Below are 20,381 nucleotides of genomic sequence, written 5' to 3'. Positions count from 1 at the left end.
CTCGATCACCGGCGATACCGAGAACTCACCAATAGCGGACAGCACCCTCGAACAATTGTGCCAGCGATGCCTTGTCGCTCTCGATCGGCGCATTCTGCAGCAGCCGCTGCTGAGGCCAGGCGCCGTCGGCCAGCCTGGCCCAATCAGCTTCCCCGTACCCCACGGCAGACAACCCGTTGGGCATGCCGACCGCGCGCATGATTCCAACGAGATGCTCGGCGAGAACAGCGCCTGCCTCGTGCTGGCCGGCGTCGCTGACGTCGGCGCCGAGATGGTGAGCCGCCTCGATGTGACGCTGCGGGTTGGTGGACGCGGTGAGACGGAACACCGAGGGAGCGTTGAGGATCACCGACATGCCGTGGGGAACCAAGGGTGCCGATCCGGGGTAACCGTCGGGATGAAACCCGCGCACCTGCCCGGCCACCGCGTAGGCCATGGCGTGCGGGATGTGTACGCCCGCATTGCCGAATGCGATGCCGGCGAGGGTGGCGGCCCACATGGTCTCCTCGCGCGCTTCGCGGTCCGAGGCGTCGCTGACGGCTCGCTCCAAATAGCTGCCCAGCAACCGCATGGCTTCGCGACTTCCCAGGTCACTCCAGGGGTTTGCGCCCTGACTCATCGGTCGAAGGCTGGGCCGATCGGGGGCGCCCCTGCGGACAAACGGCCGCGCGGTGAACGATTCCAACGCGTGAGACAGCACGTCAAGCCCTGAGCAGGCGACAACCTGAGCGGGCAGAGTGTCTGTGCAGTCAGGGTCGACGAGTGCTTCGGTCGGGCGTAGCGCGGGGGAAGCGATGCCGGTCTTGGCCGTCATGGACAGCAGGTCGAAGATGGCGATACCGGTCACCTCACTACCGGTTCCCGACGTCGTCGGGCAGGCGATGTGCGGTTTCAGCGGGCCCGGCACCGGCGCTCCACCACCGATCGGAGCATTGACGTAGGACAGGAAGTCAGCGGGGTGGGTGGCGTACAGATTGGCTGCCTTTGCGGTGTCGATCACCGAGCCGCCGCCGACGGACACATACCCATCGGGCTCGGCCTCCGACGCGAACGCCGCAGCGCGCGTGAACGATTCGTCGGTGGGTTCAACGTGGACGTCGGTGTATTCAATGATGTCGATGCCCGCCGCGCGCAGGGAACGGTGTGCCGTGTCGAACACCTCGAGCGCGGCCACCCCGGCATCGGAGAACAACGCCACCCTGGTCATGCCGAGGGCCGACGCGCGGTCGCCGAGCTCTTCGAGGCAGCCTCGACCGAAGGTGATCCTCGATGCATCAACCGTGAACGCCGTTTCCAGTCCATCACCGGTGGGCTGATAGTGACAGCAGCTCATTGAGCCTCCCATTGCCTGCCGATCAGCCTATAACTGGCCATGGTTACCGCAGACGCCGAAGCGGGCATCCCCCAGTCCCTGGGTATTCGATCGGTCGCAGGCACGCCGCTCCTAGACTGGGAGGGCTCTGCGTAGGGCACGCCGCAGACACAGCACTTATCGGTGATCCCGAATGCACAGGCAGGCAGCCGAATGACAGATGACCAAATCAGCACTCACGCGCAGCTTTTCGATCTCACCGGCAAGGATGCGCTCGTCACCGGTGGCACCAGGGGAATCGGTTTGATGATGGCGCGGGGGTTGCTGCAGGCGGGCGCCCGGGTGGTGATCAGCTCGCGCAAGGCTGACGCCTGCGCAGATGCCCAGCAGCACCTTGCGCAGTTCGGCGATGTCAGGGCGATCCCTGCGGACCTCTCTCGACACGAGGAGTGCATCAGGCTCGCCGACCTGGTCACCGCCGACACAGACGGCCTGCAGATTCTCGTGAACAATGCCGGCGCGACCTGGGGCGAGCCATTGGAGAGCTTCCCCGACTCGGCGTGGGACAAGGTGCTCGACCTCAACCTGAAGTCGCCGTTTTGGCTCGTCCAGGCGCTGTTGCCGGCTCTGCGTCAAGCAGGGACGGCCGATGACCCAGCCCGGGTCATCAACGTCGGAAGCATCGACGGCATCCATGTCAGTCGATTGCCGATCTATTCGTATGCCGCCAGCAAGGCGGCTCTGCACCAGCTGACGCGGGTGCTCGCCCGCGAGCTGGGGCCACAACACATCACGGTCAACGCCGTTGCGCCGGGACCGTTTCGATCGAAGATGATGGCCGCGACACTCGATGCCTTCGGCGACTCGATCGCGGCGTCAGCGCCGCTTCGCCGTATCGGCCGCGACGACGATATGGCAGGCATCGCGGTATTCCTGGCGAGCCGGGCGGGTTCCTATCTCACAGGCGCGATCATCCCCGTCGACGGCGGCATCGCCACTACGGCGTCCGGGACCTCGGGTTAGTCAGTCCGGAACTCACGGCAGTTTGATGGCCGACACGTACATCTCAACGATCGGCCGATACAGGTCGACGTCGTCGAGTTGACTGCCCAACACCACCGAGTCGCTGGTGGCGACGAGCACCTGGGCGAACGTCAACGGCGGAATGAGCAGCGACCCGCCCATCCGGTCGATGCCTCGGACGATGAACTTCGCCAATTCGTCGACGACCTCTGATCTCTTCGCGGCCACCCGTTCCCTGGCGTCGGGGTTGCGGAGCAGGTAGAGGGTGAACTCGTGGCCCAGGGCGGCGTGCTCGGCTCCGCGGTCGATGCTCAGCTGGCGCCACCGCTGGGCAATGGCGTCGAGTTCGGGTGCCCCCACTTCGTTTGCGGCCGACAACACTTCGGCGAAATTGTCGAAGTAGCGCCGCCAGTACCGGTCGCTCACCGCCAGGAAGAAATCCTCCTTGGTAGCGAAATGCTTGTAGATGGCGCCCTTCGTGTAACCCGCCGCACGCGCGATGTCATCGAGACTTGCTGCCGTGAAGCCTTTTTCGGCGAACACCTCCTCGGCGGCATCCAGCAGCAGTGAACGCGTGCGCTCGAGGCGCCGCTCTCGCGTCCATTGCTCGACCATGCGGTGATTCTGCCACAGAATCCTAGAACCCTATTGGATGCCCAGATACCGAATGGTATCTTGACGTCGTCAGGTGTCCGGAGTCGTCGAATGAGAGTGCCGTGAGCGATCTGTCGAACAAGAAGAAGGCGCCCGTACAGACGGAGTCCCTCGGTGGCGCGTTGACGCTCGACGCCGACGTTCAAGCGAAGGTCAGACCGGTAACGATCTGGGCCGCCGTCGGTGGCGCACTGCTGGTGCTCCAGTTGTACGTATGGATCCGGTGGATCAGCGGGCCCTACTTCGAGCGTGTGCCGGGCGGGCCAACCGACCCGCCGATGTACATGAAGGCGTTCCTCACGTTCAACGGCATCCTCATGTGCGTCCTGTTGCCGATCGCGATCTGGTGGTTCATCGTCAGGCCCTGGCGTCGCGAGCGGAGAATCACGCTCGACGGCATGCTGCTGGTGTCGATGGGCCTGATGTTCTTTCAGGACCCGCTGCTCAACTACTTCAACACGTGGTGCACGTACAACACCTGGCTCTGGAACCGCGGTTCGTGGTCGTCGGACATCCCGGGGTGGGTGTCACCCGAGGAACCGGGCCGCCAGGTCGCCGAACCGCTCTTGATCAATGCGCCCGGCTACGCGGCGGGCGTGCTGGTCATCACGATCTTCGGATGCTGGGTAATGCGCAAGATCAAGGCGCGCTGGCCCAACATCAGCAACCTTCGGCTGATCCTGGTCACCTACGCGTTCACGTTCGTGCTCGACTTCGTGATGGAAGCCGGCTTCATGCTGCCGTTCGGGCTCTACACGTATCCCGGAGCGATTCGCTCCGTTTCCGTCTTCGCGGGCACTTACCACCAGTGGCCGATCTACGAGGGGTTGATGTGGGGCGGCGTGCAGGCCGCAATGTGCTGTCTGCGCTACTTCACCGACGACCGTGGCCGCACGATCGTCGAACGAGGACTGGACAACGTCCGGGGTGGTTTCGTGAGGCAGCAGTTCACCCGCTTCCTGGCGATCTTCGCCGCGGTCAGCGGATGCTTCTTTTTCTTCTACAACGTTCCCGCGCAATGGATCGCCATGCATGCCGACCCCTGGCCCGAGGATCACCTGAAGCGCTCATACTTCAATGGCGGAATCTGCGGCGACGGAACCGACGTACCATGCCCCGATCCCGCGCTGCCGATACCCACCAAGCGGTCCGGCTACATAAACGTCGACGGCCAACTCGTTCTCCCCGATGGCGCGCAACCTCCGCAGACCGTGCCCTTCCAACGAGGAAACTGAGTTTCTGACCGGATCAACCGAGCGTCACGTGAGCCTTGTTCCACGGCCAGTGACGATGCGGAAGGCCCGATTGAGCCTGCCGCGCATGTACTCTGGCGACTCCACATCGACGAGGGGATCGAAGCGGCCGTGCCTGTCCAGCACGTCCAGGTAGGTTGCCGCCAGCACGGCGGACCACAGCCTCAGCCCCGACTGCACCCGCTTATCCGTCGCCGGTGCTCCGAAGCGGTCCGCGAGCACGCCGGTGAGCATTTCGACACGTTGAGCCGCCACCTTTTTCTGCAGATCAGTCGACGACGTGATCGCCTTGCCCATGCGACGCATGCGGTCCAGCTTGACCGGACCGGTGTCGGCGATGATGTCGGCGAGCACCGTGGAGTGAGCCGACATCAACGCTTCCACCAACGGCGTTTGCGGATCGATATCGGCAAGGGCTTTGACCACGGAGCCGAGCATGTCCTCGGCGACCTTCAAAATGATCGCCTCTTTGGTACCCAGGGTGCGCACGACGTCGTCGGCCGGGATCCCGGTCGCCTCAGCGATCTGCGCCATCGATGTGGCGTCGAACCCCTGGTCTGCCAGCAAGGCCAATGCGACGTCGACGGCGTGTTGACGGGCCTGGTCGTCCACGATCGGAAGGTATCACTTCCCTATGCCGCCATCGGAGCTTCTGACATGCGCGAATATGAAGCTATCGCAGCGCGGTCGTCGCGCGGATCGGCCGAGCAGGTATATAAGCTGGTATGTCTTCGCTACGCGACAAAGTCGCGTTGATCACCGGTGCCTCTTCTGGACTGGGCGCTGAAACTGTACGGCTGTTTTCCCGGAAGGGTGCAACGGTTTTCGGCATAGCCAGAGACTCCGACCGGCTGGCCGAGGTGTTCGCCGATGTGGAAACCGGTGCGTACAGATCGCTGGACGTGGGTTCGGCGTCAGCCTGTCGTGACGCGGTCGAGCGCTGCGTTGCACAGTTCGGTCAACTCGACGCGCTGATAAACATCGCAGGACGGCACCAGATGCGCCGAACCGAAGCCGTGACAGACGAGGACTGGGCAGAAGACCTCGCGGTCAATCTGAACGGACCGTTTTACCTCTGCAGGGCAGCACTACCCCATCTGCTCGCACGGGGTGGCGCCATCGTGAATGTCGGTTCGGTCGCCGGCGTCGAGGGGCAGGCTTACTCAGCCGGGTATTGCGCGGCGAAGCACGGGCTGATCGGGCTCACGCGTGCGCTCGCCGTCGAGTACACCGCCGATCGCCTACGCGTCAACGCCGTGTGCCCCGGAGGAATGCTGACACCCCAACTCGAGCAGTTCACCGCACCGGCGGGCGCCGACTTCGACCTGATCATGCGCACGGCCTCGCCCCGCGGCATGATGCAACCGCTCGATGTCGCCAAGGTGATCGCCTTCCTAGCAAGCGACGACGCCGTCGCCGTTCACGGAGCGGTCTACCGGGTCGACAACGGCAAAGGCGCCGGCTAGCGGGCCGGCCATCCACGCAAGCGCGGCAGCGCAGTCTCCGGTCAGCTGGTCTCGGCTTTTCGCCGCGCCCGCTCCCATGGCCACGTCATCAGGGCCCACACAACGAGAACGATTGCGATCTCGGCCAGCAAATACACAGGCCACGGACCCAAAACGTCAAGCACCGACGCGGTGGGGGGCTTCCTGTTCAGGTAGCCGTAGTTGGTTCCGGTGATCGCGTTGAAGGTGAAGGTGAAGGCCGCCCAAACGAGGGTGACCACGATCGCGAAACGGTAGTCGCGCCATCGCGGGCGCTTGCCACGCCCCCACGTCAGATAGATGGCCGCCCACACGACGAGCACGTGAAGCGTGAAGAACGTGATGAAGAGATGATGGGGGAAATCAGGTGCGCCTTCTTCTGGCGTGCCGATGTCCGGCGTGATCAACGCCTGCGAGCTCAGCACCAGGCCCCAGTAATAGGCCAGCACAAAGGCCCAGTGCCGTTGCGACCACAACGCATACGCCGCGATGAGCTCCGCGACATCGCACAGCTGCAGCGGGACCGACGTGTCGAGGTGGGGCCGAATCAACTTGTAAACGAGCGCCACGATGAACGCTGCGACGATGAGAAGTGCGAAGCCCCGGCCGACGATTCGGGCCTGCGCCTCAGACTGGCGGCGTCCGATCCAGATCAGGACCGCCGCGCCGATCGCGAACACCGCGAGCACAACCATGTGCGATGGGCCGTAGGCCGTGAATTCCCGCTCTGCAGAGATCAGCTCGATCAACTCCCTGGTTCATCGACAATGATGGCAGGCGGCACCCACCGTCACTGAGATTACGAACGGGAATGTCGGGGGGGCAACGCGGGCCATCGGCACGTGACCTCGACCTCGACCCGCTTGTACTCGGGCTTTTTTCAGGCATGTCGCCGACCGCCGCTTGACCGATGATCCTGTAGCTCTTGCCTTCTGCAGTCCCCGTTGGTTGTTCGACTTCCCGGTGGCGCCCTGTCGAAAGTTTGATGTCGGCAAGGCTGATCGCCAGCAGTGAAACATATGCCGGGCCGTCGGACAGCGTCAGGTCTGCGACGAGTTGCGGCGCTGGTGCATCAGGACGCAATGCCGACGGCGTGCTCCAGGTCGGTCAACGAGTCCTCGAGGTGGGTGAGCAGCCGCTGCAGGTGCGGAATGCTGCGGCGGCAACCGACGAGGCCGAAGTCGAGGTTGTCGGCGTTGTTGGTCAGCGTGATGTTCAGGGCTTGCCCGTCCAATGCGATCGACAGCGGGTAGTTGCCGTCCAGACGCGCGCCGTTCCAGTACATCGGTTCACGCGCGCCGGGAACGTTGGAGATGACGATGTTGAAAGCCGGCGGCGCCGACGACGCGAAACCCGGCACCAGCGCGAGTGCGATGCCGGACATCAGGAACGCCGACAAGGCCAGTGCCTGACTTCGTGGAAGCTCGGCGAAGACCTTCTTGTTGTCGCGCATCGAGGTGTTGATCGCGTCGAGCCGCTTGGCGGGGTCGGCGGTGTCAGTGGCCAGGTTGCACAGAATCGTGCCGACCATGTTGCCGCCGGCATCCTGTTCGTCGGCCGCGCGCAGGCTGACCGGAACCATTGCCACCAAAGGTGCGTCCGGCAGTGCGTCGCGTTCGATGAGGTAGGCGCGCAGCGCTCCCGCGCACATGGCCAACACGACGTCGTTGACGGTGACACCGGCTGCGGACTTGATGGCGCGGATCCGCGCCAGCGGCCACGACTGTGCGGCCACCCGCCGCGCTCCGCCGATCGGCACGTTGAACATCGTCTTCGGCGCGCGAAACGGCAGGGTCAGTTGCTGTTCCACAAGCGCGGCCCTGGCCACCGACAACCCCGCGGGAGCCAGCGAGGCGATCGATCCGACCGCTCCGGTGATCGACTGCAGCGCCGACCGCGGATCGCCCGAGCCCTTGCTCTTGCGCTTCGGGCCGAGCGTCCACGGCACCCGGGTCTCGCGGTCGTCGGGATCCGGCGACATCGACCGGACCATCAGGCGCTGGGCGGAGACGCCGTCGAGTAGCGAGTGGTGGATCTTGGTGTAGATCGCAAACCGTCCGTCGTCGAGGCCCTCCACGAGGCTGGCCTCCCACAAGGGCCGGTGGCGGTCTAGCAGCGTGCCGTGTAACCGCGACGTCAGTTCGAGCAGTTCGCGAATTCGGCCGGGACGCGGCAACCCCGACATGCGGAGGTGGTAGTCGATGTCGACGTCGTTGTCGAACGCCCACGTGAGGTTGGAGATGCCGCCGAGCATCCGCCCGGGATGCTTTCTGAACGTCGGCTGGAAGTCGTCGTTCTTGACAATCGTTTCGTGCAGATCGCGAATGAATTCGGGGCCGCTGTCCTCGGGCGGTCTGAAGAGTTGCAGACTTGCCACGTGCATCGGGTGTTCACGGGATTCGCCGATGAGGAACATCGAGTCAGTCGGCGAGATGAGCTTCATCGACGTGACGGTACCCACACCGCCGGTGATTCATGCAAGGTATAGGTGCTTATCCTCTGCTCGAGAGGTGACGATGACGAACGCAGTTGGCAGGGTGGCCGGCAAGGTCGCGTTCATCACCGGCGCGGCGCGCGGCCAGGGCCGCGAACACGCGATCCGGCTCGCCGAGGAAGGCGCCGACATCATCGCGGTCGACGTGTGTGCCGACATCGACAGCGTCGGCTACCCGGGAGCGACGGAAGCCGATCTCGACGAGACCGCGGCGCTGGTCGAGAAGCTGGATCGACGCATCGTTACCGCCAAGGCGGACGTGAGGGATCTCGACGGGCTTCGCGCCGCGCTGCAGCGCGGAGTCGACGAGTTGGGTCGCCCCGATATCGTCGTCGCCAACGCAGGTATCAGTGGCACACCCTCCCCTGTGGCCCTGATCGACGAGTCGGCCTGGCAGACGATGCTCGACATCAACCTGACCGGTGTGATGCATACGACCAAGGTGGCACTGCCCCATATGTCCGACGGCCGTGGCGGATCCATCATTCTGGTCAGTTCCATGCTCGGGCTGCGCGGCGGGGGCTACATGGCCGGCTACGCCTCGGCCAAGCACGCCGTCGTCGGGCTGATGAATTCGCTCGCCAATGAGCTTGCACCGCAATGGATCAGGGTGAATTCGATCCACCCCGGCAACATCCTGACGCCGATGCTCGACAACGAATGGTTCCACCGCACCCTACGACCCGACCTCGCCGAGCCGACGATGGACGACGCGGCCGCGGTGATCGGGCACTTTCACATGCTGCCCGCGCCGCTGATCGAGGCACGAGCGGTCAGCAACGCGGTGCTGTTCCTGGCGTCCGAGGAGGCGAAGTACATCACCGGAGCGGCGCTGCCGATCGACGCGGGAGCCGTCGCAAAGTTCTGAGGCTTCACCGCTTCTCGTGCAACCTCGCACAACGATGCCACCCTCGGAGCTGTCCGGATAAATGTTCTGGCGGTTACGCCCGGGCGAGGCGGGCCAGCCTTTCGGCCGTGTCGGTGCCAGGAGCTGCGTGATAGATCTGCAGGTGCTGACCGTCGGAGTCGGGGATCAGGAGTCGATTTCGAAGCAGATGCAGTTCACCGACCAACGGGTGCCGCATGTGGCCGGTTCCGGACCGGCGATAACCCACATCGGCTCGCGTCCACAACATTTCGAACCGCGGACTGACAGCGCGAAGCTCTTCCACCATCATTTCCAGCCGGGGGTCGTTGGCTTCACCTCCGGCGACTTGGCGCAACCCACTGACCACGCTCGCGGTCGCTTCGTCCCAATCGACGTGCAGTTCACGTTCAGCTGGGTCAAGGAACAAGGCACGCAACAGGTTTCGTCCAGGCGCGAAGTTCGGTGACAACGCGTGGGCGGCCGCGTTCGACGCGAGGCAGTCAAGACATCTGCCGACGACATAGGCCGGTAGCGGAAGCTGGTCGATCAAGCTGACAATGCCGTCGTCGACGTGCTCGGCTCCGGTGTGCATCGGGCGGTCAGCGCGGGCGAGTTGGTGAAGATGCCCGGTGGCCGAGTCATCCATACGAAGCGCCCGCGCGAGCGCATCGAGGATCTGCGACGAGGGATGGGCAACGCGGCCCTGTTCGATGCGCAGGTAGTAGTCGGCGCTGATGCCTGCGAGGGCGGCCAATTCTTCCCGGCGTAACCCATCGACGCGCCTGCGTGGGCCTGGTTCGAGCCCGACATCCTGCGGCCGGACCCGGCCGCGGCGCAGCTTCAGGTACTCACCGAGCGCGTTCCCGCTGGTCACCCACTAAGCCTAACCAAGGGTGGGACTGCCAGTACCCAGGATGAGTTGGACCTACCCAGGCCGTCGCGTGCCCGCCAAGACTCGATGGTGAACGCACCGAGGTGGTGCCGACGACAACGGAGGTCTGAAGCCATGACTGATGTGGCCGAACTCGTGGGAGTGATCGCGCATGAACGTGAGGGACGCGATCGCGGCTGGTGGGACCAGATGGCCGGGTGCTACCACCGGGAGTCGCGGGTGCAATCGATGTGGTTCACCGGCACCGGACGGGACTTCGCCGACGCCTCCCGCGGAATGGCAGCACGAGGCGACCGCTCTCGGCATCGCCTCTCGGTTCCCAGCGTGCACGTGACAGGCCGGCGCGCCGTGGTGTCGATGCCGATGGCGATCGAGCTCCGCGTCGAACTGCACGGCATCGAGGCCGATCTCATCAGCTACGCCCGCGCCGTCTACCGGCTGGAGCGACGATGCGGACAGTACAAGATCTGTGACCTCTCGACGATCTACGAACGCGACACCCTCACGCCCGTGATGCCCGGTGACGCGATTCCCCTCGACAGGAAGCTGCTGAGCACCATGCCGGCTGGCTATCGAATGTTGGCCTACTACTTCGTCATCCGCGGATACGACATCGACGTGAACATGCCAAGCGATGACCGACCCGACCTGGCCGACGCGTTGCTCGCCGAGGCCTTTGCATGGCTCAACAACAACAACGAAATGGAGATGAAGAAATGACCACCACACTGATCACCGGAGCCAACAAGGGCCTCGGATACGAGACCGCTCGCCAATTGATCGCCATCGGTCACACCGTCTACATCGGCTGCCGCGATCCCAAGCGAGGCCAAGATGCGGCCCAGCAATTGGGTGCGCGGTTGGTGGCACTCGACGTGACCGACGATGATTCCGTCTCCGCCGCAGCTCATCTCATCGAGGAAATGGGCGGCATCGACGTCCTGATCAACAATGCAGGCGTCGAAGGTCGCGGCGAGAACAACTCGATCATCGGCGCTGAGGCAACAACCGCGGCCATGATGCGAGAAGTCTTCGACACCAATGTCTTCGGGCTCATCCGCGTCACCCACGCTTTCCTGCCGCTGCTGCAGCGCTCACCCGCGCCCGTCGTGGTCAACGTCAGCAGCAGCCTGGGCTCGTTGAGCCTCGCAGCGTCGCCGGACAGCTTTACCCACTTTTACCCCGGCGTGGCCTACCCCGCCTCCAAGTCGGCGGTCAACATGATCACGGTGCAGTTCGCGAAACAGTTTCCCGGCATGCGGATCAATGCCGTCGAGCCCGGCTACACCAACACCGACCTCAACGGCCGCACCGGAACGCAGACGGTCGAAGAAGGCGCGCGCATCATCGTCGAGATGGCGCAGACCCTGCCGGACGGACCCACCGGGGGTTTCGTCTCCGCCCACGGACCAGTTCCGTGGTGACACTCCGCGACACCGAAAGACGGGCTACGAGGGTGGGATGAGCAACGGCTGGACATCCCTGCCGATGACACCGACGAAGTCTTCGGCGTCGACATCGGCGGGAGGTTGAAACACGATGGTGTCCGCACCGGCGTCGATCCACCGTTCTGCAGCCGCGGCGATGTCTTCGGCTTTCCCGTAGGCGGCGACGTCCTGCGAACCGTCCAGATTCCAGTAGGCCAACTCGTCACGTACCTGCCGCGCCGCATCGGGACCGCTGGCGCAGATTACATAGATCACAGTCGAATGTCGTTTGACGCCACCGTGATCGGCGGCGCCAGCGGCGACGTGCCGTAATGCGTCTCGCAGACCGTCAGGAGAGGTACCACCGGTGATCACCGTTCCTGAACCTAGTTCCCCGCTGAGAGCCAAGGTTCGCGGCTTTTCGGCTCCCAGCAAGACTTCGATCGCCGAGTCGGGTGGCCAGTCGAGACTCACGTCGGTGAGCTGCACGTATCGGCCGTCGAAAGTGACGCGGTCACCGCGAAGCAGCGCGGAAAGGACGGTCACGTACTCGCGGAGCAAGGTCATCGGTGAGGCGACCTTCTCACCGATCTGCGCCATCCAGTCTTGAACACCGTGGCCGACACCGACCCGGATGCGTCCCGGGTATGCGCGGTCGAGGGTGGCGATCTCCATCGCGGTCAGGGCGACGTTGCGCATCGGTACCGGCAGCACACCGATACCAACCTTGAGCCGTTGGCTGTTGGCCAGCGCTATCGCAGCAGCGGAGATTCCCCCAGCCAGAAAGCAGTCTTCCCACAGCCACAACTCGTGCAGACCCGAGGCGTCGGCGGCCCGTGCAACGCTGGCGATGCGTTCGGGAGCCGTCTGCGGACGAAACACCGCGCCCACGCTGATGCTCCGGGCGACGGACGGGGATTGGAGGGTCATCCCTCACATCCTCCCGGGTGGCGGTGGTCCGACGCTAGGACATCCAGCGGTCGACGAGGTCGGCCCACCTGCGAGAGATGGTCTTCTCCAGTTCGTCGCGTCGACGACGGACGTTGACGTCCTCGGGTTCGATCGCGCCGATCGTCAGCCGCGCGATCTCGTCGACCTGATCGCGGTCCAAGCCGAACGACACCAAGGTGTCCAGGTCGCGGTCGGTGTCGACCTCGTCGGGCAACTGCGAGCGCGCGACCAGCACCGCCGCGTTCTCCTCGCCGACCTCCAGCAGCATGGCGACCAGGCTGGACCTCTCGACCTTCATCGCGCGGCGGTCACACCGGTTGACGAACCGACAACTCGAGACCGTTGTCGCGCATGACAGTCCGGCACTCATCGGGCGTGTAGTCGAAGTTCTCCAGGTCCTTGATGTAGGACGCGGGATCGGCAAGGCCTTCGACGTGGGGGAAGTCCGAACCCATGATGATGCGCTTCACGCCGAGCAACTTGAGCAGGCTTGCCAATTCGTCCTCGTAGAACGGCGATACCCAGACGTGGCGCTTGAAGGTCTCGCGCGGATCCTCCTTGTAGATCTGCGGGATCTGTCCCCAGGACTTGGAGAGCTTCTCGAAGAGATGGAACACCCACGTCGAACCGCTTTCGATGGACGCCATCCGCAGGTTGGGGAACCGGAGAAACAGACCGTTGTGCAGATGGTTGGCGAACGTGTCCTGCAGCGCGTCCCCGGAGAACAAGGACCGGAAGCCAAGCAAGGCCTGGAAGGACATCATGTAGTCCGGTTCACCCCAGGCAGGCATGAACTTCGAGTAGTACGTCTCGCCGGAGTGGTAGCAGATTGTGATGCCCGAATCGTTCGCGAGTCGCCAGAAGTCGTCGAACATCGGGTCGCCGGGCGCACGCATGCCGACGTCGGTCATGATCGGCCCCGGGACCATCACGATAAAGCGCGCGTCGCGCTCCAGCGCCCACTCCAGTTCGCGGATCGCGTTGTCCGGCTTGCACAACGTGATGTAGGGTGCGCCGAAAATGCGCTCCTGGTAGGCGAATCCCCAGTCTTCGTCCATCCAGCGGTTGAAGGCGCGGAACGTGGCTGCCGCGGCGTCCAGGTCGGGCAGTAGCGCCTGCTCCATACCAACACCGAGGGTGGGCAACAGGATGCAACCATGCATGCCCTGCTCGTCCATGAGAGCAAGCCGGGCGTCACGGTCGCGGTATGCGGGACGGATCGGCTCCAGTTCACCGAACAACGCGTTCAAGTCCGCGCCTCTGGGGTTGCGGCCGCGGAAGTACTCGTCGAGCGCGCCGGGCTTACCGACCGGGTCGAACGTCGGGTTGGGGATGAACCGGTTGACCCTGCCGCCGACCAGCAGACGTTGCCTGCCGTCGAGCTCGGCCCACTGGATGGCGCGCTTCCTGTACTGCGGCTCGATGTGGCGGGTGAACGCGTCGACGGCCTCGTAATAGTGGTTGTCGCAGTCGAAGTACTTGAAGGGGAGCTGTGTCATCGTGGCGGCATCCTTTCTTGAGCTGGCTGCCTGTCGTCTACTTGCGTGGCAGGCCGAGGATCATCGATGCGATGACCGTGAGTTGGATCTCCGGGGTGCCGCCGCCGATGAGCTCAGCCGGGGCATCGAAGTAGGGCTGGAAAACGGCCGGGTCGGATTCCTCCAGCATCGCGATACGACCCGTCAGGGACAGGGTTGCCGTGTGTGCCCGACGCAACAGCGTGACCATCGCGTACTTGGCGATGCTGGAGGTCGGGCCTGCGGCCTGCCCGTCGACCAGCCGCAGCGTTTCCCGCAGCACCATGGCCTTGATGGCAATGGTGTAGGCCTCGACGTCGCCGAGCGCGCGCAGCGCCGCATCCTGTTCCTGGCCGTCGATCGCCGCCATTCTCCTGAGGGCGTCGGCACGATCGATGGTGACGTAGTTGCCGATCGCCGTTCGTTCGACGGCCATCGTCGAGACGGCCAGGCCCCATCCGCCGTCGGCCTCACCGACGAGCATGTCGTCGGGCACGAACACGTCGGTGAAGAAAACCTCGTTGAATTCGGCGCGGCCGCTGGCCTGTTTGATCGGCGAGACCTCGATGCCGGGCGTTGTCATATCGACGAGGAAGTAGCCGATCCCACCGTGTTTCGGCGCGTCCGGATCGGTACGCGCCAGCATCGCCCCGAAGTCGGCCCGGTTCGCCAGCGAGGTCCAGATCTTGTGCCCGTTGACGATCCATCCGCCGTCGACCTTGCTGGCGCGGGTGGCCAGCGACGCCAGATCCGAACCGGCTCCGGGTTCGCTGAACAGTTGGCACCATCGTTGAACGCCACGCAGGATGGGCATCGCGAACCGCTCACGTTGCGCGTCGGTGCCGCTGCCGAGAATCGTCGGCAGAATCCACTCGGCGATGCCGAGCGAGGGCCTGATCAAATCGGGTCGCTTGTCGAACTCCTCGGCGATGATCACCTGCTGCACCGCGGACGCGTCAAGACCCCACGGCGAAGGCAGGTTCGGCGCGACCAGACCTTCGCGGGCCAGCAGATCCCTCTGCGGTCCCGTGGCAAGACCGGGGTTTCTCGCGTCCTCGGAGGGATGGTCGATGTCGAGCGTCATCGCCCGATCGAGCGTTGCCGAGACCCGGGCACGGAACTCGGACTCGACGTCGCCGAGATTCACTGCGGTGGAGCGCTTCTGCGTGCGGGCCAACTCCCCCACTTCGCGGCTCCACTGCGTCATCGGCCCCAGCGACGCGGCGAGGCTGGTGGCGCGGCGCCAGTAGAGGTGGGTGTCGTGTTCCCATGTGTAGCCGATCGCGCCGAACATCAGCAGCGCGTCGAGCACCAGGTCGGGCGCGGTACCAATCGCCATCAAGGCGGCGGTGGCCGCAGCGATCCGGTGCTGTTCGACGGATTCATCGGCCGCCCGTACCGCATCCCAGGCGGCCGCGGCCGCCAGTTCGGAGTTGACCAGGAGCACGGCCGCCTTGTGTTGCAATGCCTGGAACGCACCGACGGGCCTGCCGAACTGCTCGCGGGTGCGGATGTACTCGGTGGCCGCATCGGCGCAGTGGCGCACGGTGCCCCCGGCAGCGCAGGCCGCGAACGCCACCACGATGCAGCGGGCGCGCTGGGTGGAGATGCCAGATAACGCCGCACTTGCACCGACGGCGTGGTCGGAGAGGTGGAGCACCCCCACGTCGGTGCACAGGTCGGTGCCCTGTTGCCCTTCGACGGTGAACCCCGGTCCCGGGGAGCGCGCGTCGAGCGTGAACCACATTTCGGTGCCGTCATCTGTGCGCGCCGTCAACAGAATGTAATGTGCCGCAAGGATTCCCAACTGCGAGCTCAACGAGCCGTTGAGCCGCCAGCCAGTCTCGTCGCGAACAACCCGCACATCGGAGTGCTCGGGCAGGACGGCAACCGCGGTTGCACCTGCCGCCAGATCGGCGATCAGCGGTTCGGCCGACTCATCGGCCAGATTGGCGACGGCGCTTGCGGTCGCCGTGCTCAGCAGCGGGCCAGGCAACAGCGCTGCGGCGGCGGCCTCGACCACACATGCCATGTCGGCGAGGTGTCCGCCCTGACCGCCGGCCCGCTCGGGCAGGTGCACCGCGTGAAAGCCGCGCGCAACGAATTCCTCCCACCAGGGCGGCAATTCACCCGCCGCGATCGAATCGAACGAGGCGCGGGTCTTGTCGATCGGCGCGTGCCTGTCGGCGAACCGGCTGACGGCGTCGACAAGTTGTTCCTGCTCAGCGCTGATCGCGAGTGCCACAGGCGCTCAGCCGTCCAGCCCGAGAATGCGGGCAGCGTTGCCGTACAGGAACTTCGGCCACACCTCATCCTTCAACGGCACGTTGGGCAGCTCACTGAAGATGCGTTCCAGCGACAGGCCCATCGGAAAGTACCCGGCGTAGAGGACCTTGTCCGCGCCGCGGGAGTTCGCGTAGTCGATGATGGCCTTCGGGTAGTACTTGGGCGCGAAGGCCGAAGTCGAGTAATACAGGTTGGGCCACTTCAACATCAACTTGACCGCGAGGTCCTCCCACGGCTCGCAGCCGTGGCGGGTCACGAACACCAGATCCGGGAAGTCGAACATCACGATGTCGATCCGTGAAACTTCCTGCGGTGTAAAGGGAACCCGTGGTCCCGGAACGCCGGCACAGACGAAGATCGGGATGTCCAGTTCCACGCAGGTGGCATAGATCGGGTACATCTTCGGGTCGTCGATGGGAACCTGGGGAAAGGTTCCCGCGGGGAACACGGACGTCGCGCGAATACCGAACTGCTCGTACTCTCGGCGGATCGCGTTCACCGAGCCCATCACGTCGTTGGGGTCGACGAGCGCGCCGGAGGGCACGAAGCGGTCGGGGAACATCTTGAGTGCGAGTTGGGCGGAGTCCTCGCCGACTCCGATCATCGCCTTCTCGATGCCGAACCGATCCATCTGCGCAAGCACCAGAGACACCGGGTCGTCGGTCGGCAGCCCATTGGGCACGTCTTTGAACATGTACTCGACGGGGAACTCGAAGTCCTCCTTGGACTGTCGGTCCTTCGTCTGCTTGCGGATGAAGTCATATTGAGCGGACCCCTCATGGGGAAATCCGATCATCGTGTCGATCACCGGCAGACCGACGGGTCCGGCCATGGAAACCTCCGATCGCGCTGGCACTCGGGGCGTAGTGCTCGACCATTATTGAAACGTGGTTCTACTTGTGTCAAGCTAGCACGACACGACTAGCTGCAATAACAAGGTCTTGTCGAGCTATTTGCAGTGAGTCATGCCGGAATATCGAGAAGCGTGTTCTCGGATATCCAGGATGGAGGTCGCATCGTAAACACCCCAGTCGAGCCGTCCGAATCCTCCGTTGTCCCGCTGGCGGATATGACCAGCCGTCAGCTGATCCGGCGGGCCAAGGTCATCGAAGCGGTGACCGACCTGATCGCCGAGGTGGGCGCCGAGGCGCTGCAGATGCGCGACGTCGCCCACCGTTCAGGAGTGGCGTTGGCGACCGTATACCGCTACTTCGGCTCCAAGGACCACCTGCTCGCGGCAGCCTTGGAGGACTGGCAGAAGCGGCTCACCCGCCGCATCCTCGCTTCACGCGACCGCACTGATCGAGATCACGATCCACTGCGCGGTGTCCTGGACTATCTGCAACGCGCCCAGCGCGCGTTTCACCGCAACCCGGCGATGACTGCGCTGATGTTTCAGACGGCGACATCGGTAGATCCCGAAGCGAAGGCCACCATCGATCAGATGAATCGCACGAACACCGAATTGTTCAATCGGCTCCTCGAAGGTGTTGAACCGACCGATATTCCGAACATCACGTTCTGCCTGAACGCCGCATTGAACACGGCACTCAGTGGCGTGCTCACCGGAATGATGACGTTGGAGGAGTCCCTGAGCAGAGTCGACTGGGTCGCCCGAGTCCTACTCGACGACGCCAGGACCTTCGTTGGCAGGTCTTCCAGCTAGCGGGTATAGCACTTGGGCGTCAGCATCGATGACCCGCACGCTCGCTTCCTGCGAACGTCATCCCCATGATCTCTCGAAGCGTCGGACGCGTCTCCTACCTACTCGCGCTGGTGTGTGCCGCGGCGGTCGTGTGGTCGCTGATCACACCGACCACATCGGCCGCCGAGCCAAGCGCCGCGAAGCCCACCATCGTGCTGGTGCACGGCGCATGGGCCGATGCGTCCAGCTGGGACGGTGAGGTCGAGGAGCTGCAACAGCAAGGCTACGTCGTGCGGGCCGTCGCAAATCCACTGGAGAACCTCACCACCGATTCCGACGACGTCGCGGACTTCCTGCGATCGATCGGCGGACCTATCGTGCTGGTCGGGCACTCCTACGGCGGTTCGGTGATCACCAATGCCGCCGAAGGCAACCCCAACGTCAAGGCGCTGGTGTACGTCGACGCCGCCGCACCCGACGTCGGCGAGACCAACGGCTCACTCAGCGGCGCCGACTCGGTGCTCAAACACATGCCGGAGGACGAACTGTTCGACAAACTTCCCTACCCCGGTGCGCCCCCAGGCGCGGTGGACCTCTACCTCAAGAAGGACGTATTCCTTGCGCACTTCGGCAACGACCTTCCCGCCGACGTGGCGACACGGCTGTGGGCCTCGCAGCGCGCCGCCTCGACCGCAGCGTTCGACACACCGTCGCGCTATGCGGCGTGGAAGACGATCCCGTCGTGGTACTTCATCAGCAGCGGCGACCAGATCATTACGCCGACGTCGGAACGCGCGATGGCCAAGCGTGCCAACTCCACGGTCACCGAGTTCGACGGCGGCTCGCACCTCACCCTGATATCCCATCCCGAAGCGGTGACTGCCGTGATCCTCGACGCAGTCCATAAAGTGACGTCATGAAATCGTCGACTTCGCCGGGGAGGTGGGACACGCGGCGCACTGCGAAAGCGAAGCGCCTGGCGGCGGCCGCCGACCTCACCGACGACAAGGTGGTCAAGACGGGCCGGCTACAGGATCTGCTGCATGCCGTGATCTGGTCTGGTGACCGGGTCGCGCTTGAGGGCGACAACCAGAAGCAGGCGGACTTCCTGTCGCGCACCTTGGCCCAATGCGACCCCAAGCGCGTCAACGGGCTGCACATGCTGATCTCGTCGGTATCGCTGCCCGAACACCTCGACCTGTTCGAACGCGGCATCGCCACGAAGCTCGACCTCGCGTACGCCGGTCCCCAGAGCGTGCGCATCGCGCAGATGGTCGAAGACGGCACGATCCACATCGGCGCGATCCACACCTACGTCGAGTTGTACGCGCGAATGTTCGTCGACCTGGCGCCCGATGTCGTCCTGCTGTGCGCGTCGGCGGCCGACCGGGACGGCAACCTGTACACCGGGCCCAATACCGAGGACACCCCGACGATCGCCGAGGCCGCGGCGTTTCACGACGGTGTGGTGATCGTCCAGGCCGATCAGATCGTCGAATCCGAATCGCTTCCGCGCATTGATATTCCGGGTAGCTGGGTCGATCTCGTGGTGCAAGCCGACAAGCCCTTCTTCCTGGAGCCGCTGTTCACCCGCGATCCGCGCCACATCGGCGGAGTCGAGATCCTGAAGGCGATGATCGCGATCCGGGGCGTCTACGAACGCCACCAAGTGGTGTCGCTGAACCACGGTGTCGGGTACGACACCGCCGCCATCGAGTTGCTGCTACCCACCTACGGTGAGCAACTCGGTTTGAAAGGGCGAATCGCACGGCACTGGGTGCTCAACCCACATCCCACCCTGATCCCGGCGATCGAATCGGGTTGGGTCGAGACGATCCACAGCTTCGGCGGCGAGGCAGGCATGAACCGTTATGCCGCCGCCAGGCCCGACGTGTTCTTCACCGGCCGCGACGGATCACTGCGTTCCAACCGGGTGCTCGCCCAACTCGCCGGTCAGTACGCGATCGACATGTTCATCGGGTCATCGCTGCAGATCGACCGCGACGCCAACTCGTCGACCGTCACCGACGGACGGCTGTCGGGATTCGGCGGGGCCCCCAACATGGGCCACGACCCGCACGGGCGGCGCCACTCATCGGCTGCGTGGCTCGACCTCGCCCACGGCACGGGTGCGGGCAGGCGGGGACGGAAACTCGTGGTGCAGATGGCGCAGACATTCCGCGCAGGCGGAGTGCCCACATTCGTCGAGACGTTGGACGCCGTCGAAGTCGGCAAGCAGGCAGGAATGCCGCTGCCGCCGGTGATGATCTACGGCGACGACGTCTCGCACGTCGTCACCGAAGAAGGGGTCGCCTATCTGTACAAGGCATCCTCGCTCGAGGACCGGCGCGCGGCACTGGCCGCGATCGCCGGCGTGACTCCGGTGGGGCGCAGGGTCGAGGCGCGTCGGGTCGAGGCGCTGCGCCGCGACGGGCTCGTCGCGTTTCCCGAGGACCTCAAGGTCGAAACACGCCTCGCCGACCGGTCCCTGTTGGCCGCTCGCAGCATCGAAGACCTCGTCGCCTGGTCCGGCGGCCTCTACGATCCACCTGCGAAATTCAGGAACTGGTGAGCA

The 20,381-nt window shown here is 64.5% G+C and carries 20 protein-coding genes; 9 read left to right on the top strand and 11 right to left on the bottom strand.

Annotated elements, in window-relative coordinates; genetic code table 11:
- Positions 1–25 precede the first annotated feature (25 nt).
- Positions 26–1,333, bottom strand: coding sequence for a hydroxyacid-oxoacid transhydrogenase (locus tag D6M19_RS05815; RefSeq protein ID WP_123024243.1), 1,308 nt, complete (start codon positions 1,331–1,333; stop codon positions 26–28).
- Between the two features lie 192 nt (positions 1,334–1,525).
- Between D6M19_RS05815 and D6M19_RS05810 the strand changes: the two genes are divergently transcribed.
- The gene (locus D6M19_RS05810) at positions 1,526–2,335 is read left to right on the top strand and encodes an SDR family oxidoreductase (protein ID WP_123024242.1); all 810 of its coding nucleotides are present in this window, start codon (positions 1,526–1,528) and stop codon (positions 2,333–2,335) included.
- Positions 2,336–2,347: 12 nt separating this feature from the next.
- On the opposite strand, the gene D6M19_RS05805 is transcribed toward D6M19_RS05810, so the two are convergent.
- A complete protein-coding gene (locus D6M19_RS05805) occupies positions 2,348–2,950 on the bottom strand; it encodes a TetR/AcrR family transcriptional regulator (RefSeq protein ID WP_123024241.1) in 603 nt (200 codons plus the stop codon).
- A gap of 101 nt (positions 2,951–3,051) precedes the next feature.
- On the opposite strand from D6M19_RS05805, the gene D6M19_RS05800 reads away from it, so the two are divergent.
- A complete protein-coding gene (locus D6M19_RS05800) occupies positions 3,052–4,224 on the top strand; it encodes a spirocyclase AveC family protein (protein ID WP_123024240.1) in 1,173 nt (390 codons plus the stop codon).
- Positions 4,225–4,248: 24 nt separating this feature from the next.
- On the opposite strand, the gene D6M19_RS05795 is transcribed toward D6M19_RS05800, so the two are convergent.
- Entirely contained in the window at positions 4,249–4,854 is a 606-nt protein-coding gene (locus tag D6M19_RS05795) for a TetR/AcrR family transcriptional regulator (RefSeq protein WP_164478347.1), read from the bottom strand.
- 113 nt (positions 4,855–4,967) lie between these two features.
- Here D6M19_RS05795 and D6M19_RS05790 point away from each other — a divergent pair, with 113 nt between their 5' ends.
- Positions 4,968–5,708: an SDR family NAD(P)-dependent oxidoreductase gene (locus D6M19_RS05790; RefSeq protein ID WP_123024238.1), complete on the top strand. Its 741-nt coding sequence runs from the start codon at positions 4,968–4,970 to the stop codon at positions 5,706–5,708.
- A 41-nt stretch (positions 5,709–5,749) separates the two neighbouring features.
- Here D6M19_RS05790 and D6M19_RS05785 read toward each other — a convergent pair whose 3' ends face one another.
- The gene (locus D6M19_RS05785) at positions 5,750–6,466 is read right to left on the bottom strand and encodes a YwaF family protein (protein WP_123024484.1); all 717 of its coding nucleotides are present in this window, start codon (positions 6,464–6,466) and stop codon (positions 5,750–5,752) included.
- A gap of 332 nt (positions 6,467–6,798) precedes the next feature.
- Positions 6,799–8,169, bottom strand: coding sequence for a WS/DGAT/MGAT family O-acyltransferase (locus tag D6M19_RS05780; protein WP_123024483.1), 1,371 nt, complete (start codon positions 8,167–8,169; stop codon positions 6,799–6,801).
- 73 nt (positions 8,170–8,242) lie between these two features.
- On the opposite strand from D6M19_RS05780, the gene D6M19_RS05775 reads away from it, so the two are divergent.
- Positions 8,243–9,088 (top strand): mycofactocin-coupled SDR family oxidoreductase, encoded by an 846-nt coding sequence (locus D6M19_RS05775; RefSeq protein WP_123024482.1) that lies wholly within the window; start codon positions 8,243–8,245, stop codon positions 9,086–9,088.
- A 73-nt stretch (positions 9,089–9,161) separates the two neighbouring features.
- Here D6M19_RS05775 and D6M19_RS05770 read toward each other — a convergent pair whose 3' ends face one another.
- Positions 9,162–9,962 carry a helix-turn-helix transcriptional regulator gene (locus tag D6M19_RS05770; protein ID WP_123024237.1) on the bottom strand — a complete coding sequence of 267 codons (801 nt, stop codon included), beginning with the start codon at positions 9,960–9,962 and terminating at the stop codon, positions 9,162–9,164.
- Between the two features lie 132 nt (positions 9,963–10,094).
- Here D6M19_RS05770 and D6M19_RS05765 point away from each other — a divergent pair, with 132 nt between their 5' ends.
- Together D6M19_RS05765 and D6M19_RS05760 are read left to right on the top strand one after the other, a co-directional pair.
- Entirely contained in the window at positions 10,095–10,700 is a 606-nt protein-coding gene (locus tag D6M19_RS05765) for a nuclear transport factor 2 family protein (RefSeq protein WP_164478346.1), read from the top strand.
- Positions 10,697–11,404, top strand: coding sequence for an SDR family NAD(P)-dependent oxidoreductase (locus tag D6M19_RS05760; protein ID WP_123024235.1), 708 nt, complete (start codon positions 10,697–10,699; stop codon positions 11,402–11,404). The genes D6M19_RS05765 and D6M19_RS05760 overlap by 4 nt, the downstream gene beginning before the upstream one ends.
- Positions 11,405–11,428: 24 nt before the next feature.
- Here the strand turns inward: D6M19_RS05760 and D6M19_RS05755 are convergent, their stop codons facing one another.
- From D6M19_RS05755 to D6M19_RS05735, 5 genes are read right to left on the bottom strand one after another with little or no spacing between them, the layout of a single operon-like run.
- Positions 11,429–12,337: an LLM class flavin-dependent oxidoreductase gene (locus tag D6M19_RS05755; protein WP_123024234.1), complete on the bottom strand. Its 909-nt coding sequence runs from the start codon at positions 12,335–12,337 to the stop codon at positions 11,429–11,431.
- 34 nt (positions 12,338–12,371) lie between these two features.
- The gene (locus D6M19_RS05750; protein ID WP_123024233.1) at positions 12,372–12,656 is read right to left on the bottom strand and encodes a hypothetical protein; all 285 of its coding nucleotides are present in this window, start codon (positions 12,654–12,656) and stop codon (positions 12,372–12,374) included.
- Between the two features lie 10 nt (positions 12,657–12,666).
- Positions 12,667–13,857 (bottom strand): amidohydrolase family protein, encoded by a 1,191-nt coding sequence (locus D6M19_RS05745; protein WP_123024232.1) that lies wholly within the window; start codon positions 13,855–13,857, stop codon positions 12,667–12,669.
- 37 nt (positions 13,858–13,894) lie between these two features.
- Positions 13,895–16,120 carry an acyl-CoA dehydrogenase family protein gene (locus D6M19_RS05740; RefSeq protein ID WP_123024231.1) on the bottom strand — a complete coding sequence of 742 codons (2,226 nt, stop codon included), beginning with the start codon at positions 16,118–16,120 and terminating at the stop codon, positions 13,895–13,897.
- 6 nt (positions 16,121–16,126) lie between these two features.
- Complete coding sequence (locus tag D6M19_RS05735) at positions 16,127–16,993, bottom strand: amidohydrolase family protein (RefSeq protein ID WP_123024230.1); 867 nt, start codon at positions 16,991–16,993, stop codon at positions 16,127–16,129.
- Between the two features lie 237 nt (positions 16,994–17,230).
- On the opposite strand from D6M19_RS05735, the gene D6M19_RS05730 reads away from it, so the two are divergent.
- The 3 genes from D6M19_RS05730 (at position 17,231) to mdcA (ending at position 20,378) form a co-directional block, all read left to right on the top strand.
- On the top strand, positions 17,231–17,827 hold the full coding sequence (locus D6M19_RS05730) for a TetR family transcriptional regulator (RefSeq protein WP_123024229.1): 597 nt from the start codon (positions 17,231–17,233) through the stop codon (positions 17,825–17,827).
- Positions 17,828–17,892: 65 nt separating this feature from the next.
- Positions 17,893–18,726: an alpha/beta fold hydrolase gene (locus D6M19_RS05725; RefSeq protein ID WP_123024228.1), complete on the top strand. Its 834-nt coding sequence runs from the start codon at positions 17,893–17,895 to the stop codon at positions 18,724–18,726.
- Entirely contained in the window at positions 18,723–20,378 is a 1,656-nt protein-coding gene (gene mdcA / locus D6M19_RS05720) for a malonate decarboxylase subunit alpha (protein WP_123024227.1), read from the top strand. Before D6M19_RS05725 ends, mdcA begins: the two co-directional genes overlap by 4 nt.
- The last annotated feature ends 3 nt before the right edge of the window (positions 20,379–20,381 follow it).

Origin of the sequence: Mycolicibacterium stellerae, assembly GCF_003719305.1 — a bacterium.
In the GTDB taxonomy this organism is placed as follows: domain Bacteria; phylum Actinomycetota; class Actinomycetes; order Mycobacteriales; family Mycobacteriaceae; genus Mycobacterium; species Mycobacterium stellerae.
The sequence above is the reverse complement of the archived record's forward strand: the minus strand, read 5'-3'. Positions and strand labels throughout refer to the sequence as shown.

What these genes read in the sequence shown, in the direction of transcription:
- D6M19_RS05815 (WP_123024243.1), bottom strand. Translation starts at nt 1,333, where the DNA reads ATGAGCTGCTGTCACTATCAGCCCACCGGTGATGGACTGGAAACGGCG.
- D6M19_RS05810 (WP_123024242.1), top strand. Translation starts at nt 1,526, where the DNA reads ATGACAGATGACCAAATCAGCACTCACGCGCAGCTTTTCGATCTCACC.
- D6M19_RS05805 (WP_123024241.1), bottom strand. Translation starts at nt 2,950, where the DNA reads ATGGTCGAGCAATGGACGCGAGAGCGGCGCCTCGAGCGCACGCGTTCA.
- D6M19_RS05790 (WP_123024238.1), top strand. Translation starts at nt 4,968, where the DNA reads ATGTCTTCGCTACGCGACAAAGTCGCGTTGATCACCGGTGCCTCTTCT.
- D6M19_RS05780 (WP_123024483.1), bottom strand. Translation starts at nt 8,169, where the DNA reads ATGAAGCTCATCTCGCCGACTGACTCGATGTTCCTCATCGGCGAATCC.
- D6M19_RS05775 (WP_123024482.1), top strand. Translation starts at nt 8,243, where the DNA reads ATGACGAACGCAGTTGGCAGGGTGGCCGGCAAGGTCGCGTTCATCACC.
- D6M19_RS05765 (WP_164478346.1), top strand. Translation starts at nt 10,095, where the DNA reads ATGACTGATGTGGCCGAACTCGTGGGAGTGATCGCGCATGAACGTGAG.
- D6M19_RS05760 (WP_123024235.1), top strand. Translation starts at nt 10,697, where the DNA reads ATGACCACCACACTGATCACCGGAGCCAACAAGGGCCTCGGATACGAG.
- D6M19_RS05755 (WP_123024234.1), bottom strand. Translation starts at nt 12,337, where the DNA reads ATGACCCTCCAATCCCCGTCCGTCGCCCGGAGCATCAGCGTGGGCGCG.
- D6M19_RS05750 (WP_123024233.1), bottom strand. Translation starts at nt 12,656, where the DNA reads ATGAAGGTCGAGAGGTCCAGCCTGGTCGCCATGCTGCTGGAGGTCGGC.
- D6M19_RS05745 (WP_123024232.1), bottom strand. Translation starts at nt 13,857, where the DNA reads ATGACACAGCTCCCCTTCAAGTACTTCGACTGCGACAACCACTATTAC.
- D6M19_RS05735 (WP_123024230.1), bottom strand. Translation starts at nt 16,993, where the DNA reads ATGGCCGGACCCGTCGGTCTGCCGGTGATCGACACGATGATCGGATTT.
- D6M19_RS05730 (WP_123024229.1), top strand. Translation starts at nt 17,231, where the DNA reads ATGACCAGCCGTCAGCTGATCCGGCGGGCCAAGGTCATCGAAGCGGTG.
- D6M19_RS05725 (WP_123024228.1), top strand. Translation starts at nt 17,893, where the DNA reads ATGATCTCTCGAAGCGTCGGACGCGTCTCCTACCTACTCGCGCTGGTG.
- mdcA (WP_123024227.1), top strand. Translation starts at nt 18,723, where the DNA reads ATGAAATCGTCGACTTCGCCGGGGAGGTGGGACACGCGGCGCACTGCG.